The sequence below is a fragment of the Sulfuricurvum sp. genome, from assembly GCF_028713855.1.
Classification (GTDB): Bacteria; Campylobacterota; Campylobacteria; order Campylobacterales; family Sulfurimonadaceae; genus Sulfuricurvum.
This window is the reverse complement of the sequence record NZ_JAQTNN010000007.1, coordinates 1-16,311: the sequence shown is the minus strand read 5'-3', so window position 1 is coordinate 16,311 and position 16,311 is coordinate 1. Positions and strand designations below refer to the sequence as shown.

Annotated in this window: 14 protein-coding genes; 8 read left to right on the top strand and 6 right to left on the bottom strand. The window is 37.7% G+C overall.

The genetic code is table 11. The features are described from left to right. Positions 1 to 12: 12 nt before the first annotated feature. Together PHI47_RS07775 and PHI47_RS07770 are read left to right on the top strand one after the other, a co-directional pair. Positions 13 to 519, top strand: coding sequence for a ferritin-like domain-containing protein (locus PHI47_RS07775; protein WP_299935812.1), 507 nt, complete (start codon positions 13 to 15; stop codon positions 517 to 519). A 3-nt stretch (positions 520 to 522) separates the two neighbouring features. Next, positions 523 to 978 (top strand): ankyrin repeat domain-containing protein, encoded by a 456-nt coding sequence (locus PHI47_RS07770; protein WP_299935809.1) that lies wholly within the window; start codon positions 523 to 525, stop codon positions 976 to 978. Here PHI47_RS07770 and PHI47_RS07765 read toward each other — a convergent pair. Beyond that, positions 970 to 1,344: a YbgC/FadM family acyl-CoA thioesterase gene (locus tag PHI47_RS07765; RefSeq protein WP_299935807.1), complete on the bottom strand. Its 375-nt coding sequence runs from the start codon at positions 1,342 to 1,344 to the stop codon at positions 970 to 972. The genes PHI47_RS07770 and PHI47_RS07765 overlap by 9 nt on opposite strands. 2 nt (positions 1,345 to 1,346) lie before the next feature. After that, complete coding sequence (locus tag PHI47_RS07760; protein WP_299935805.1) at positions 1,347 to 2,138, bottom strand: peptidyl-prolyl cis-trans isomerase; 792 nt, start codon at positions 2,136 to 2,138, stop codon at positions 1,347 to 1,349. Between the two features lie 106 nt (positions 2,139 to 2,244). On the opposite strand from PHI47_RS07760, the gene PHI47_RS07755 reads away from it, so the two are divergent. Next, positions 2,245 to 2,499, top strand: a complete 255-nt coding sequence (locus tag PHI47_RS07755) for a hypothetical protein (RefSeq protein WP_299935802.1) — start codon at positions 2,245 to 2,247, stop codon at positions 2,497 to 2,499. A 2-nt stretch (positions 2,500 to 2,501) separates the two neighbouring features. Here the strand turns inward: PHI47_RS07755 and PHI47_RS07750 are convergent, their stop codons facing one another. Genes PHI47_RS07750 through PHI47_RS07735 form a run of 4 tightly spaced genes read right to left on the bottom strand, consistent with a single transcriptional unit; the run spans position 2,502 to position 7,400 of the window. Then, complete coding sequence (locus tag PHI47_RS07750; protein ID WP_299935800.1) at positions 2,502 to 3,716, bottom strand: capsular biosynthesis protein; 1,215 nt, start codon at positions 3,714 to 3,716, stop codon at positions 2,502 to 2,504. 23 nt (positions 3,717 to 3,739) lie between these two features. Continuing rightward, positions 3,740 to 4,801 (bottom strand): hypothetical protein, encoded by a 1,062-nt coding sequence (locus PHI47_RS07745; protein WP_299935798.1) that lies wholly within the window; start codon positions 4,799 to 4,801, stop codon positions 3,740 to 3,742. Beyond that, positions 4,798 to 6,402 carry a hypothetical protein gene (locus tag PHI47_RS07740; RefSeq protein ID WP_299935795.1) on the bottom strand — a complete coding sequence of 535 codons (1,605 nt, stop codon included), beginning with the start codon at positions 6,400 to 6,402 and terminating at the stop codon, positions 4,798 to 4,800. Before PHI47_RS07740 ends, PHI47_RS07745 begins: the two co-directional genes overlap by 4 nt. After that, positions 6,399 to 7,400, bottom strand: coding sequence for a glycosyltransferase (locus PHI47_RS07735; protein WP_299935792.1), 1,002 nt, complete (start codon positions 7,398 to 7,400; stop codon positions 6,399 to 6,401). Before PHI47_RS07735 ends, PHI47_RS07740 begins: the two co-directional genes overlap by 4 nt. 234 nt (positions 7,401 to 7,634) lie before the next feature. On the opposite strand from PHI47_RS07735, the gene PHI47_RS07730 reads away from it, so the two are divergent. The 5 genes from PHI47_RS07730 to PHI47_RS07710 form a co-directional block, all read left to right on the top strand. After that, positions 7,635 to 9,341, top strand: a complete 1,707-nt coding sequence (locus tag PHI47_RS07730; RefSeq protein ID WP_299935790.1) for a type I secretion system permease/ATPase — start codon at positions 7,635 to 7,637, stop codon at positions 9,339 to 9,341. Beyond that, complete coding sequence (locus PHI47_RS07725) at positions 9,338 to 10,648, top strand: HlyD family type I secretion periplasmic adaptor subunit (protein WP_299935788.1); 1,311 nt, start codon at positions 9,338 to 9,340, stop codon at positions 10,646 to 10,648. The genes PHI47_RS07730 and PHI47_RS07725 overlap by 4 nt, the downstream gene beginning before the upstream one ends. Beyond that, positions 10,638 to 11,936, top strand: a complete 1,299-nt coding sequence (locus tag PHI47_RS07720; protein ID WP_299935786.1) for a TolC family protein — start codon at positions 10,638 to 10,640, stop codon at positions 11,934 to 11,936. Before PHI47_RS07725 ends, PHI47_RS07720 begins: the two co-directional genes overlap by 11 nt. Positions 11,937 to 12,367: 431 nt before the next feature. After that, positions 12,368 to 14,293 carry a multiheme c-type cytochrome gene (locus PHI47_RS07715; protein WP_299935784.1) on the top strand — a complete coding sequence of 642 codons (1,926 nt, stop codon included), beginning with the start codon at positions 12,368 to 12,370 and terminating at the stop codon, positions 14,291 to 14,293. A 72-nt stretch (positions 14,294 to 14,365) separates the two neighbouring features. Beyond that, positions 14,366 to 16,311, top strand: a 1,946-nt coding sequence (locus tag PHI47_RS07710) for a M10 family metallopeptidase C-terminal domain-containing protein (protein WP_299935781.1), incomplete at its 3' end; no start/stop codon positions are given.

Sequence of the window (16,311 nt, the reverse complement as noted above, 5' to 3'; positions counted from 1 at the left end):
AAGGATTTTCCAATGGGTAAAAGAGGTATTTCTCTCCTTCGAGGAATTGAAGCGCAAACTGTGTATGAATTACTTAATAAGGCTTATTGTGATGAGTGGCTCGCTTATTATCAGTATTTCATTGAAGCCAAAGTCGTTAAAGGGTTGATGAAAGATGCCGCAATCGTTGAACTCACGCAACACGCTGCCGATGAGCTTCGTCATGCAACGATGCTGAGTGATCGTATCATTCAACTCGGAGGTATTCCTGCTTTACATCCTGCACAGTGGCTTGAAAATTGTAATTGCGGTTATGAAGCGCCTACAGAGCCTGACGTGCGTAAAGTTTTGGAACAGGCGATCAAAGGAGAGCAGTGTGCTATCGGCGTTTACTCCAATATTTTGGATATCACTCGTGAAAAAGATATTATCACTTATGATCTCGTATCCCAGATTTTGGCAGATGAAGTCGAACATGAAGAGGATCTTCAAGCACTGTTTGACGATATCGAAGAGTTTATCGAACAATTCAAGAAATAAATCATGATAAAAAAATTAGCTTTTACAGTAGCGTTAACTCTGAGTTATTTGGAGGGAGCCGATATTCTTCAATTGGTAGCTCTTCTTGATCGAAATGATACGATTACGTTTGAATCGCAGGTGCAAACACTGCAAGATGCCAATATCAAACGTGATGATAACAATAAGACAATTTTAATGTATGCCAGCTGGGTTGGAAATAGTGATGCAGTCAAGTATCTTGTCGAGAAAGGCGCCGATATCAATGCTCAAGACAGTGGCGGAGCAACCGCTTTACATCTTGCGGCGTGGAAAGGTTACACTAAAATAGCCACATATCTACTTGAAAATGGAGCTTCCCCTCAGGCCATGAGTACAGAAGGGATGACACCGCTTGATATCGCAATTATGAAGGAAAATCAAGAAATAATCACTGCTATCGATAAAGCGACCCCAAAATTAAAACCGTTATTAAAGTAGTAAGGATAATAACATTTTTTCGGAGGAGGGAATTTTTGCCATCTTTCCCTCAAAATCAAGATAAACAAGAGTAATCGTCATTTCAAACAATTTCTCTTCTTCTCTAAAAATTTGCTGTAATAGTTTAAACGAGACATTCTTTATCTCTATCAATGCTGTTTTAACCTCTAAAATATCCCCAAATTTTGCACTTTTTACGTAATCAGCTTCGACATGTTTGGCAACAAAATGCCCATTCTCCAAAATCGGCGAACGCCCTGCATCAAAAAACAGCTGACTCCGCGCACGCTCGCAAAAGTTAAGATAATTAGAATGATACACGACACCGCCCACATCGGTATCCTCGTAATAAACCCGTATTTTCATTCTTATTTAGATTTCTTAGATGCTTTCTTGGTCACTGAAGGTTTTACATCTAACGTAGCCAAAATTTTCTTTGCTTCATTTTCAACTGTTTGTTGGCGTATCATATTTTCTAAGTAGCTTTTAGCTTCATCAAACGTTGCTGAGTGCTCAGGTTTTATCTCATCCAGAAGAATAATGTCCCATATGTCTTTACCGGTTGAAAGTTTAGTAAAGCTCCCCGCTTCCTTGTCTTTTAATGCAGTACGTACCGTAACTGGAAGTGCTGATGAATCAACCCACCCTACATATCCGCCTTTTTGTTTAGTATTTTGATCAATACTATTTGTTGACGCTAATGTATTAAATAACTGGGTTCGTTCATCTCCGGATTTTTCTTTTAATTGCTTAATAATAACGTCTGCCAGTGTTTCTTGCATAACTACAATATGACGAATTTTATAGCTAGCGGCCATATTCAGATCTTTTGCCTCTTTATACGCTTTTTGAAGTTCTTCATCAGTCGGTTTCGTGGCTTCAGCTATCCGTTTAGACCACAAATCAAGAGCAAGAGTTTCAGAAATTTGGATAAATTCGGGATCATTTTTCAATTTTCCCACAAGAGTTTCAGCAAGCTTAATACGTTGCGTATATTCTGTGGATATCTTTTGTTTTACATCCTCAGGTGCTTTATCAAAATCAATTTGTAATGCTTGTGCCGCAAATTTTTTGATTTCATCAGGTGCTATAACATGTGCTTGGAGTGATGAAGTTAATAAAAATGCTGTAGCTATTGAACCAATAAAACGTTTTGACATAGTCTTTTCCTTATATTTTTGACGATTCGATAAGTTTATCGAAGTTTTGTAACAATTCAACTTTTTTTAGATATCCGCTTTGTAAGATTAAGGTATCAAACCTATAATGTCACGAATTATAAAAGTAGGAAATATGATGGATTTAAAACAACGACTAATTGACTTTGGATGCAGTCTTGAATTTGTAGATATTGCATTAAATTATGAAAATCTGTATCCCTCAGAGCAAGATATTGAATTTTTCATTGAATATGTTGAAGAGGAATATGCAAAAATTGAAGCGCTTGAAGAGGTTAAATCAATAGATAAAGAAATTGTAGATGCTTCAGGCCTTTTTCAAGAATTTGAAGATGAAATCTAATACTACCAAAGTATTCCACTCTTAAAACGAGATTTTTTTAATCGATGATAGAAATTGCCGTTAATTTGTTTATAGTTAATCACATATCCTTTGAACCGTCGATACAGTTCTCTATCTACATTAAAAGTATCTGCATCATTCCAAAAATTCTCTAATTTACCTTGATAGGTTAATCCATCAATATCATAAATAGAAGTACCACATGTTTTTAATGGGGCACTATGATGGATAGCCGATAGGCCAACGGTTGAGTTAATTAAAACAACGCCTTTTGCATGTTCTAATAAGGTTGGTAAATGCTGATCATGAATATATTTCACCCGTTTTACAATATTATGTTTAGCAGCTAAACGATAAATTAATTCTGAATAATCATGATATCCCCTATCAAGTGGGTGATGTTTGATAATAAGAAGATTCGTTATAGGAGCATGGTCCGAAAATGAACTAATAATTCTTTTTATAAAAATTTCTACTGATCTAAAATCTGAATGTTCACGTATTTGAGCATCAGTTGATATTTGCAAAGGTGCTAAAAAATAGTTTTTACTATTCTCCTTTACCAAATTATCTTGTATACCCCGTTCATAATACTTAAAATACCATTTTTTTAAAATAGCTTTTATCCAATACGTAGCTTCCCATAATTTAAGAGGACGATGATGTTTATAATGACGGAATAGCGGACTTAAAAATACACTGACAGCATAATATATAAAAGCGTACCATGCGGCATGCCAAAAAGTATTACCTACAAAATCAACATCAGGAGTTAATGTTTCTTTTGTTTCAAGCTTATCATAGAAGTCTCTGTTACGTGGTAGAAGAGAAAAACCATTTACGCCAAATCGTTCAAAGGTGATATAATCAGGACGGACGTATCCTTCTTCGAATACACCGATTTCAATGTTGTTCTGATGTGCAATAGTATGGGCAATCCGATGATATTCTCGACAATCTCCAAATAAAATAACTGTATCAATCCTATGTTCTTCAATAAAATCTAAAAAAAACTGAGGCCATTCTTCAAGGCTTCCTTTAAAGTTAATCGAATTATTTGGAGCAAAAAACCAATCACCTCCATTAAAATTAATTTTATATGATTCTGTATTTACGGTTAAAAAATCTTCAAATAGGCGTTTAAAAAATGGACCAACCGGTCCTTGGAGAAAAACAACTTTTTTATTCCGAAAATATTCCAATCCATTTTCAACCATCAATCACTCTTAAAATTAATATTTCATTTTTGTATCATACGTAATATTTGTTGAGAATTACGACTAATTCTATTACGGATTTTAGTCCATATTGAATTATTATAAGATCCTCTTTTTTTTTCTAATACATGCAACAGCTCTTCTACTTCGCAACGATTATTTGTTTCAGGATGTACATAACGAGGATAGAGAATTAACGTACCTGCTATGAGTTCATCAATATTTAGCTTTTTTGTCCGTCGTGTAGACTGAAGCTTATCTTCACTTAATCCCCATCCTGCATAAAAAGGCAAGCCATATGTATAAACTGGAATCCCTCGTATCAATGCTTCAAATCCAACTAATGATGTCATAGTATGTACTTCATCCGCATGTGATAAGATACTATCAATACTCACTTCGGTAACAATTGCATTGCAATATTGTAATGCAATTCTATCCTCAATATTCCCCACCCTATTTCCGACCAATACATCAGGATGAGGCTTATAGACAATATATCCGTCTGGTCGGTTAAGTCGAACTTGCTGAAGCAGCTCTAAATTTGACATACCAGATGCACCATAACGTATTGATGCATCATCTTCCACCTGTCCTGGGACAACAATAATCACTTTGTCCGCTGGGAAAGTGAGTCTAACATCGCTATAAAGATTGTATTTTGAGAGTTTTTTAACGATCAAATAATCTTTAATTTTACGTGCACGCTCAACAATTTCCGTATCGAATACATTGGTCTCTAAAATCCATTCCAAATCACTAGGATTTGTAGGATCGAAGTATATCCCACGAGTGTCAACGACTAGTGAATAGGGCTGTGTTAAATCAGATCCCAATCCTATAGAACGTATAAAACCATCTTCAATCCGATATAAAGCAATTTCATTATCCTGTGCATATTTTTCGACATCAGGAAAAGATTTTTTCCCCCAAACATAGATGCTATTTTGTGGGCAAAGACCACTTTTTAGTGCCAATTCTAAATTATTATTCCCCCATAAAGGGTTAATAAAAATAATTTTTTCATTAAAAAACAGTTCTATGTAAGTGTGCTTCCAGGCTGAAAATCCAAAAAAATATTTCATTTTATAAATTTTCCTATTTTTATTTTCCACATTATTATTAACGCATATATCCAGCGCCAATAATGGTGGTCACACTTGTTATTAGGATTAATCAGCCATCGTTTGACAAGTTTGTCTTTTCCGAGAGCAGTAGAGTCCATATCAAGAAAGCTAATCTTTTGATCATTACAAAACGATTTGATTCGAGAGTTAAATTCCAGTGTAAAAGTATTCCGATCTTCTACTCCTATATCAATAGTTGAACGTACCCGACTTATTTCATCACTGCATTTCTGACAATCTGCAATGGTTTGCAGTGGTGCACTGATGACTGTAGTCGGAGCATATTCCATCAAAGATAAAATAAAGTGTTGATATTTAGAAACAATGTCATCAAAAATTGTTTCTAAACTCATATTTCCTTTTGCTAATCGAATCCAAATTGCGTATGCAGCATCAACCTCACCTAATGTAACGACAATCTCATCATATCCACCCTCTTCCAGTGCAATATTAAACGTCGTATACGCTCCGCTTAACGAATTTATATTATGTATACCACTAACACTCGCACCTGGAACATAAACAACCTTGAAGTTGGTTTTTGGAAAAAATACTCTAAATATCCAATGTTCAAATACACGAATATGCGAATCACCTATTACCAAAACTCGATGATTTTCATCTTGCGTCGGACGGTTAAGCTGTATACTCCTCTGACGTATAATCTCATCAATAGTGTCAATAATATTCGATGGACGTTTTTGATACGGATTATAATATCGAGTATAAAGAATATAGGCAGCTGCGAATACTTCTTCTACTTGTAGTTTACGATTGCGTCGTATACATATTACACGGTCATCCGTTAATCCCCATCCTGCATAAAATGGCATTCCAAAACAAACACACTTTTTACCGAGTAAAAGAGCTTCAAAACCCATTTGGGATGTTTTCGTATAAACGGCATCGAAATACTCAAGCAAGGATAATGGATTTACATTTTGATCAATTATGATACAGCTTTTACGTGCAATTGCTGTATCAATATCAGATCTTTTTTTTCCGCTTAGTACGTCCGGATGTATTTTAAGATAGATTTCTGCTTTTGGATTTTCCTCTATTGCTGCTTTAATCATTGTGTTCGTGCTAAATTGATCCGTCATACCATAGCGCAGTGATTCATCACCGGATGTTTGTGCAATTATTAGAATCCGCATTTGCCCATTATTTTCGAAATAATCCTCTGCGATATCTGGTGTATTGTTGTATTTACTTATACGGTGTTTACGAATCAATGCCATTGCTTTATTCGCTGTTTCCATTAAAACTATATTGGCACTGAAATCATACGTGTTGAGAATATTTTCAAGATCTGATGGAACCGTAGCATCATAATATATTCCTACAGTGTCTTCAACGATGCTAAACGACGGCGAGCCATCAATCCCAAGTCCGACAGAGCGGAGAAAGCCATCCTCACGAAGCGTCAGTGTTCCATTAAATTTTTTATGACACCATTTGGCAAATCGACCGGTACGTTTGCGTCCCCACCCCATAAAAAAACGATTTCCAAAAAAAGTACCAATATTGTGAAAATAATAAAAATAACCGCTAATCACTGTCTAATGCCAATCACTTCATATATTTCCTGGATCCTGTGGCTCCATGTATGTTCTTTTGCTACATATGCCGCTCCAGCGCGAGCCCGCTGTAAGTCTTGATCAGATAAGCCGTATTTTATGCGATCAAAAAGATCATTCGCTTCCTTCTCGTCATGAACGACATAACAATATTCTTTAAAATATTTTTCGACCGCCGGAGACGGATTGGTCACAGCAATCCCTCCGCATCCTATAATCTCCACCAACCGACGAGAAAACATAGTTTCAGAATCTTCAATCGTATTTACATTCAATGATACAAAGTAATCTTTATAAATCTGTGCAGTGTCAGCGTATTGCACTGCCGAATTAACATCCATTTTTGATAGTTTCGGATAACGGTAATTGGAAGACTTACGTGATGAGTTTCGGTCATATACACTCAAGCCTAGTCCAGTATTACTTGTTGAATGAAAGAACATATCTTGCCAAAAGCGACGACGATCGTGTATATGATGACTGTAGCTTCCAACAAAATTAGCTCGTTTATACTTGAAATTAAACCCTGAAAAATAGTGGATTTTAGCTTGAACTGCAAACATCAATGTATTAACAGTGACTCTGGCATCAACCACTGCACGATATTTAGATAAACAATTTTCATCAACAGTAAAAATGTGATCAAAAAGTTTTGCACTCTCTATAAAACGTTCAAAATGTACGCCATCTTCTTTGTTCCAAAAGACCGTTGGAATATTCAGTTTTTTCGCATAATTAACGACTTTTTCTAATATTTTATTGTTTCTTTTTGGATGTTCGGGATAAGAAGCTATCTTAAACTTCCATGCATCTCTTTTTCCATGCCATGTAGATTCAACAAATAAAAAGTCCGGTTTAAAAAAATGTAGTACAAATTTGTAATTTAAAGGAGTTATAAAATACACATTGGCTTCATATTCAAGACATTTAGATGTTAATTCGTCAGCGATAAGAGCTATTGTTGATTTTTTATTCAAATTAAGCATAGTTAAACTATCCGATAAAAAACTATAGAGTTCAAATTATATCTGTTCATCATAATTCCGGAATAGTACTGCAATCGCACTAAAATAGTTATAATAACGTGATAAAAAATACAATCTTAACTTTCTAAAATCAATATATGATAAACAGATTGGTACAATAAGTCCTATATTTTCATCTAAAATTCATACACTAACGATAAAATAATAATTTATAACGAGGTCTAAATGCTCAAAAGCACTGAACACAATTTAAAATCTGCTATTAAAGCTTCAAAAAGTGCTTTCTTATTCACTGCGTTAGTATCACTGATGATAAATTTATTAATGTTAGTCCCTTCATTGTATATGCTACAACTTTATGACAGAGTTATCGCTAGCCGCAGTGAAGAAACCTTACTGATGCTTACGCTTATCGTTGTAGCATTTTTTATTGTTATGGGCGTTTTAGAATTTGTCCGTTCACGTATTTTAATACGTGTCGCTAATAGTATCGATATGCGGCTAAGTGACCGAATATTTAATACAATGTTTACTTTGGCAAATCGTTTTCCCTCGCGCGCTACTGCACTGCCATTAAATGATTTAGGGCAGATTCGCCAATTTTTGGCAGGAACTCCTCTATTTGCTTTTTTTGATGCTCCATGGATACCGATTTACATCGCAATATTGTTTCTATTTCATCCATGGTTTGGTGTTTTTGGTATATTTGCCGTTATTATTGTTGCTGTTCTTACAATTGTAAATGAAGCACGTACCAAAGAACGGATTGATTCATCAAATAAAATGTTTCAAAGTTCTCAAAATTTTATAATTTCCAGTCTACGAAATAGTGAAGTTATTGAAGCTATGGGAATGCATGAACAAATACGGCACAGATGGAAAGATCGATATCTAACGTTTTTACATGATCAATCCTATGCCAGTGACGAGGCCGGAGTATGGTCTAATCTTAGTAAACTATCTCGCATATTGATGCAGTCTCTCATTCTTGGACTAGGTGGATATCTAACCATCACATCACAGGTAACTCCCGGTATGATGATTGCCGGTTCTATTATTTTGGGGCGGGCTTTAGCGCCACTTGATTTAATGACCGCGACATGGAAGCAATTCACTTCCGCGCGTCTTTCCTATGCACGTTTAACAAAACTGCTAGACGATTTCCCGATATTAGCCCCCCCTACTCCGCTGCCCGCTCCAAAAGGACAAATAACCCTTGAAAATTTGACCATTGCACCGCCTGAAAGCAAGTTACCTTCACTAAAAAATATTTCTCTATCCATTGCCACCGGCGAAACAGTAGGCGTTATCGGACCAAGTGCAGCGGGGAAATCTTCATTTGCCCGTGCATTAATAGGAATATGGAAACCCATTAGCGGTGTGGTGCGTATTGATGGAGCACAGATTGAACATTATGATCGAGCTTTTTTAGGGAAACACATTGGTTATTTGCCGCAAGACATCGAGCTATTTGAGGGAAGTGTCAGTGAAAACATAGCACGCTATGCAACACCGGATCCTGAAAAAGTGATTGAAGCAGCAATGCTATGCGGTGTACATGAGATGATTCTTAGATTGCCGCAAGGGTATGACACCCCGATCGGAATCGGAGGTACTTCACTCTCAGGTGGTCAACGTCAGCGTATAGCATTAGCTCGAGCTGTATATGATTATCCGAGTATCATTGTTTTAGATGAACCGAATTCGAATCTTGATGATATAGGCGAACGGGCTTTAGTTAACGCCATTATTGAACTAAAAAAACGTTCTATTACCGTTGTCTTAATTACCCACAGACCATCCATTTTAGGTATTACCGATAAAATACTTTTATTGCGTGAGGGAGTTTTACAACTTTATGGAAAGCGTGATGAAGTTCTTACTGCACTTTCCCAAAAAAACATCTCTTCTTCTGAAAGTAATCCATCATGACAATCATTACCCCTGCAACCGAAGACCGTCACTACCGTCGCTTAGGTGTTATTGTCTTAATTGTTTTTATTTTAATAGTCGGTGTATGGGGTTCTCTCGCACCACTATCAAGTGCCGTTCCTGCTCCCGGAAAAGTGACTGTGGCCTACAGTAACCGCACTATTCAGCATCTAGAAGGGGGAATTATCAAATCGATTCTTGTACATGACGGTGATTATGTTCATATCGGACAAACTCTTGTCGAGCTTGATTCGACGCGTGCTGATTCAGAGCTTCAGATTGCTTTGGTTCAATATACCGAACTACTTTCACAAGAAGCTAGACTCATTGCAGAACGTGATAATAAATCTTCAGTTGTTTTTTCGGATGAGTTGAATGAATTGTGTTCAAAGTTTCCATGTACCCTTGCCAAAGAAGGGCAATTAAATGAATTTACGGTTCGTAAAGTATATTTAACCGGTAAAATCACTATGCTCTCTCAACAAATCGATCAATTGAACAATCAATTAGCCGGATTAAACGATTCGATACAAGCTAATATCCAATTATCAAATTCATATGCACAAGAGATAAAAGAGTGGAAAGTTCTTTTTGACCAGCAACTTACCGATAAATTGCACCTCAGAGAAATTGAACGCCAAAAGATTAAAACAGACAGTGATATAACATCGTCACGCTCTGAAATTGCGCGAATTCAAGGACATATTTCAGAAACTAGAACACAAATCCTAAGTGAAAAACAAACATTTAACAAAGAAGTATCTCAACAGCTCAATGAGGTACAGACTAAAATTTCAGATGTACATTCACGCATTAATTCATTACGAGATACTTTAAGTCGCACACGAATCGTTTCTCCGGTAGAAGCAACGGTGACCAACTTGCAGTTTCATACTCTCGGAGGAGTTATTCCTCCTGCTAAACCGATTCTTGATCTTGTACCAATCAATGAACAACTTATTATTGAGGGACGTGTCAGTGCTAGCGAGATAAATAATGTCCGCTTGGGACAGCAATGCGAAATACGTTTTCCAGGTTTTTCGCATATAAAATCATTAGGCGTCGTTAACGGAAAAGTTACTCATATCGCTGCAGATGCTGTAAATGATGATACTACGCATACCCTCTATTATCCTGTAAAGATGGTGGTAACGCTTGAAGGTCAACAAGAACTGTCACGGAATCATTTAACATTGCGGCCGGGTATTCCGGCCGATTCAATGATTGTTATAGGTTCACGTACTATGTTCGATTATTTAATGCATCCCTTTAAAATGATGTTTGTAAAGAGCTTTAATGAACAATAAAATTTCATCACTATTGATCTGTATTTCTTTCTCGATTTCTTCTTATGCAGGACCGTTTTATCTTTCTGATGCCTATGAACTGGCTTTGCAAAACAATCATGGGTACAAGTCAAAAAAATATGAAAGCGATTCCTTTAATTTTGCTCAGGAGCAAAGAATTTCCAAACTTTATCCACAAATTCAACTTGCGTTGAACGGTGGATTACACGATTATCTTCAAAATTATTCCAATGAAACGGAAATAACTGAATTTTATAAAGGGTATACCCTTTCTCTCACCCAGCCGTTGTATCATCCTGAATTGACAAGGTCTGTGGAGCAAGGTGAATTACGTACGTACGGAGCTGAAACAGACACATATAAATCGTCACAAGCACTTGGTGTAGATGTAGCCAAAGCCTATTTCGATTTACTTTTATCTCATAAATCACTTGAGTTGGCTGAAGCAAATCATCGTTTTTATACACTTAAATATACCCGTATTAGCGAAATGTTGTCACAAGGATTATCAAATAAAATGGATCTTCTTGATACCGGTCTTTACCGTGACCGAGCTATGATGGAAATCAATACTGCGTTAAAAAAAGAGCATTTGGCACGTCGAAAATTGGAGGATTTCACCCTTACAAGCTCACTAGACCTCCCAGCTTTTTTGCCCAATATGGTTGAGAATATTGAAACACTTAAATCCAATATTATAAACAATATAGAAGGTAATCCGGATATTCGTCTTGCTACCCTTTCTCGCCGAATTGCAGAACATGAAATCAATGTAAGATATGCTGAATATTATCCCAAAGCCGATCTCAGTCTAACCCGAAGTGAAAATCAAACGAATGATCGAACGTTATATAAAACCGATAACCGTGCTTATATTCAATTATCTATTCCGCTTTATCAAGGAGGACAAACCTCTGCGCGGATAGAGGAAGCAAAGGTTTTACATACTTCTGCCATTGAAAAAGAGGCTCAAACACGACAAGATATCTTGTTTCATTATGATGAACTCAGTGAACAATATGATCTTTCTCTTCAAAATATGCAATTATTGGAATCTGCACGTACTTCGGCCCAACTAAACCTTTCTGCTATCGAAATTGCTCAAAAGGCAGGATTAAAAAGCCAGGTTGATCTCCTCGAAGCACAGGCAAAACTTTATCAAATTGAGCAGGACCGTTTAAAGAAACTAAGTGATTTAGCTATGACACATATTTCATTATTGGAAATGAACGGATCTCTAAACATTAAAACTTTACGCACATTTGAAAAACAGATTTTCAAACACTAACCAAATAGACTTATCATTTCTAACCTTTCATACTCTAAAGCCATACCATTAGATCTGTTTTTAAATGTCATTCGGTAATTATTATTATTTTTCATCAAAAATTCATAAACATCCCCTAATATTACGGATAAATATCAAATAAAGGGGTCGATATGCGTACATCCATAGCGATTATTTCATCAGTAGTGGCAACATTGCTTATGGTAGGTTGTGGTGGTGGCGGAAGTGGATCAACTACATCAAGCACTCTCTCCACAGCTACATTCATTGATTCATATGTTACCGGCTTAGAATTTGACACATCAACCGAAAGCAATGTAACAGATGGCAATGGTAATTTTAGATTTACAGATGGAGAAAGTGTAACTTTTCATATCGGTAATCTTTACTTAGGATCTGTCAAACCAACAAAAGATGGAAAAGTCACACCGATGGATCTAGTTGGAACAACCGATCCAGCTGATCCAAAAGTTGTTCGTATGTTACGTACACTCCAAACACTTGACAGCGATGGCGATCCGACGAACGGTATTACTATTGATCCGACAATGACAGCAACACTTAAAGACCAGACTAGAGTAGATATGAGCACCGCTACTGATGCAGATGTATTAGGAATGATCGGTAGAAATGATTTTGCCGTATCAACATCTACTGCACAAAGCAACTTCACCCCTAACGCTCCTTCAAATGCAAGTAAAGGTTATACACCAACCGAACCAACTGCAACATCTGGTACTGATATAGGAAACACTGGTAGGTACACACTTGTTGCATGGAATGATTTGGGAATGCACTGTGTTGATGGAAAAGATTATTCTGTCTTTAGTATTCTTCCTCCCTATAACAATCTTCATGCACATCTTATTGATAAAAATTTAACAACAGGCAAAAATATTACTACGGGCGTAACACTAACCTATGAAGCGGTAGCTGATACAACCGGCTCAATCAATACAACCAGTGTTACAAAAACAAACTTTTGGGATTGGGTTCTTGCCATCTTTGGCGGCAGACCTGCTGACAATCACGGTTTGAATCTTTCTGATCCAGCTGTTTCTAATCCAACACCAAATATGACTCCTGCCGGGATGAACTATAACAGTTTGCATGGATGGTGGGAAGCTGAAGGAATTCCAGTAACTCCATACGATGATAAGGGCGTAAAGAACTACTATCCTATGGTCAAAGTTGTAGCTAAAAATGGCTCTGGTACCATTATAGCAACAACCAAAGTTACACTTCCGGTTTCTGATGAAATGAGTTGTGCTACATGTCACGCTTCCAATAGTGTTGCAGCCGCAAGACCTGCTGCAGGATGGGTTAATAACACGGCAAATCTGGAAAGAGATTGGAAACAAAACATCCTTAAACTTCATGATGACAAATTCCCTAATGCTATTGCTACAGCAAATATGGCTGCTTCATATACAAAAGGAACTCTTTTAGCGACTGCGAATGCAGGTCAACCGGTTTTGTGTGCGGCATGTCATAAATCAAATGCCCTTGGAACATCACTAAAAACAGGTATTAAACCTCTCACTGAAGCCCTTCATAGTAAACATGCAACTGTAATCGATCCAACAACTGGGCTTTCTATGAACAGTAGTACAAACCGTGATTCGTGTTACAAATGTCACCCTGGTTCATCGACCAAGTGTCTACGTGGTGCTATGGGTAAAGCAAAAACACCTTTAGGGGCAAATGCTATGGATTGTCAAAGCTGTCACGGTTCGATGAGCACTGTAGGAAAAACCGGACGTGAAGGGTGGTTGGATCAACCAAACTGCCAACAATGTCATGACCGTAACGGCTCTTCTACCGCTAATTTTGCACGCTTCACCAGTGTTTTCTCTAGCGGAAGTACTTTACGTACAACGGTAGACACAAAATTTGCAACCAATGCAAATACTCCCGGAACCGGGTTTTCACTTTATCGCTTTAGTAAAGGCCATGGAAATCTTCAATGTGAAGCGTGTCACGGTGCTACGCATGCCGAGTACCCAAGTTCGCATGCCAACGATAATGTCCAAAGTACCGCTTTACAAGGACATGTAGGAACAATTGCTGAATGTACAGCATGTCATACAACTATTCCAAAAACGACAAACGCTGGTCCACATGGATTACATCCTATCGGATCAACAACTTGGTATAAAGACCACCGAAATGCAGCTGAAGCAGCCGGAGCCGACAAAGGACTAGGAAAAGATGCATGTGCGGCTTGTCATGGTACTGACTATAGAGGAACGGTTCTCTCTAAAACAACCCAAGCTCGAACAATTAGTGGTAAAAAGTTTACCGCAGGTGAAATGGTCACTTGCTATAAGTGTCATAATGGACCAAGCGGAGACTGATTTTTAGGCTTTTTTAAAGAAAAGCCTAAAAATATTTTGATTATTCATTAAAATATAAAAGGAAATAAAGCAATGGGAAATGGTATTACAGCATCAGTCGTCTCATCAACGACTTTTACACCTACAACAGCAGTTCCGGTTAACCATACACAATCGATTCAAAATCTTCTTGCCGGAGATAAATGGGGTGGATCTATCGGCACGAGTGTAGCGTTAACGTACAGTTTTACAGACTATTCTTCAGTCTTTAACTATACGACGACCGGTATGTCAGAACTAAAATTAATGACTGATACACAAAAAACAGCTATCATAAATGCTATGACTACCTGGTCAAACGTAGCCAATGTAACATTTAATCAAGTTACCGATACAGCAACTTCTGCCGGAGATATCCGCATAAGTGCATCAACATCGTTTGCAATTCCGACAATCAATGAGATTGTTGCACCCAATACCGCTTCAAACGGTGATATATGGGTAGGGGCAAATTATGGCGGATATAATGACGCTACATCCGGTAGTTATAGTATGGACGCTTATATGCATGAAATCGGACATGTATTAGGGCTTGATCACCCGACTGACAGTACTATTACCCCTGTCTCCGGTGAAGACCAACTCAAATATTCGATTATGAGTTATCGTGCTTTCAATGGCGATAGCGCTACAGGCGATTACGGAAATACCTTTTTTCCAACATCACCGATGTTAAATGATATTGCTGCGATACAGTATTTGTATGGTGCGAATATGAGTTATAAAACAGGAAATGACACTTATACTTGGAGTGATGGGCAAAAAATATTTGAAACCATTTGGGATGCAGGAGGAAATGACACTATCGATGCATCGAACCAATCTAGCGGTGTTACTATTAATCTAAATTCAGGACAATGGTCAACAATAGGCGGGACCTTTTGGAACGGTCAAGCATACGTTAATGACTGCTTAACAATAGCCTATGGTGCAGTTATTGAGAATGCAAAAGGAACAAATTTAAATGATACATTGATCGGCAATCAGGCAAACAATGTCCTCGATGGCGGAGCCGGAACTGATGCAGCAGTCTTTAGCGGTAATTCTAGCAATTATTCTTTTGTTAAAAATTCAGACGGTTCAATCACCGTTACCGATAAAACCGCCAATCGTGATGGAGTTGATAGATTAATCAATATCGAACAACTCAAGTTTTTAGATACTACAATCCAAGCATCGTCAATAGTTTATAATCCAAACACCCCTCCTACCTCTGCCAATGCGACTGTAACGACGAATGAAGATATTGCTAAAATCTTCGCAACCACCGATTTTGCATTCAGTGATGTTGATGCGGGAAATACACTTACTAAAGTGTTGATCACAACATTACCGACTGCCGGAACCTTGATCTTTAACGGTATTGCCGTTACCCTCAATCAAGAAATCCTTGCTTCGGATATCGCTGCCGGTAAACTCAGCTTTACCCCTGCCTCTAATGCCAACGGTACCGGCTACACCTCATTCGGATTTAAAGTCTCTGACGGTACGGACTATTCCGCTTCTGCCAATACAATTACTATTGATGTAACACCTGTCCGTGATGATCTTAATCTAACCGGTACGAGTGGCAATGATACCCTTAACGGTGATGCGATCGATGTCGGAAGTTATGATACTCTCAGTGGTTTGGCAGGAAATGATACGCTTAACGGTTTGGCAGGAAATGATATGCTTAACGGCGGAGACGGTAACGATACCCTTGATGGCGGAAGTGGGGATGATATTATGGACGGCGGTAATGGTATTGATACCCTTTCATATACTAATGCAACATCTGCTGTTACAATTAACCTAGCTCTTACCACGGCTCAAGCTACCGGAGGTGCCGGAACGGACTCAATCAGCAACTTTGAAAATCTTACCGGTTCTGCTTATAATGATACATTACGAGGCAATAATTTAGGAAATACTATTTTAGGGCTTGGCGGCAATGACACCATCTTTGCCGGTGCAGGAACCGGAAACGATACCTATGA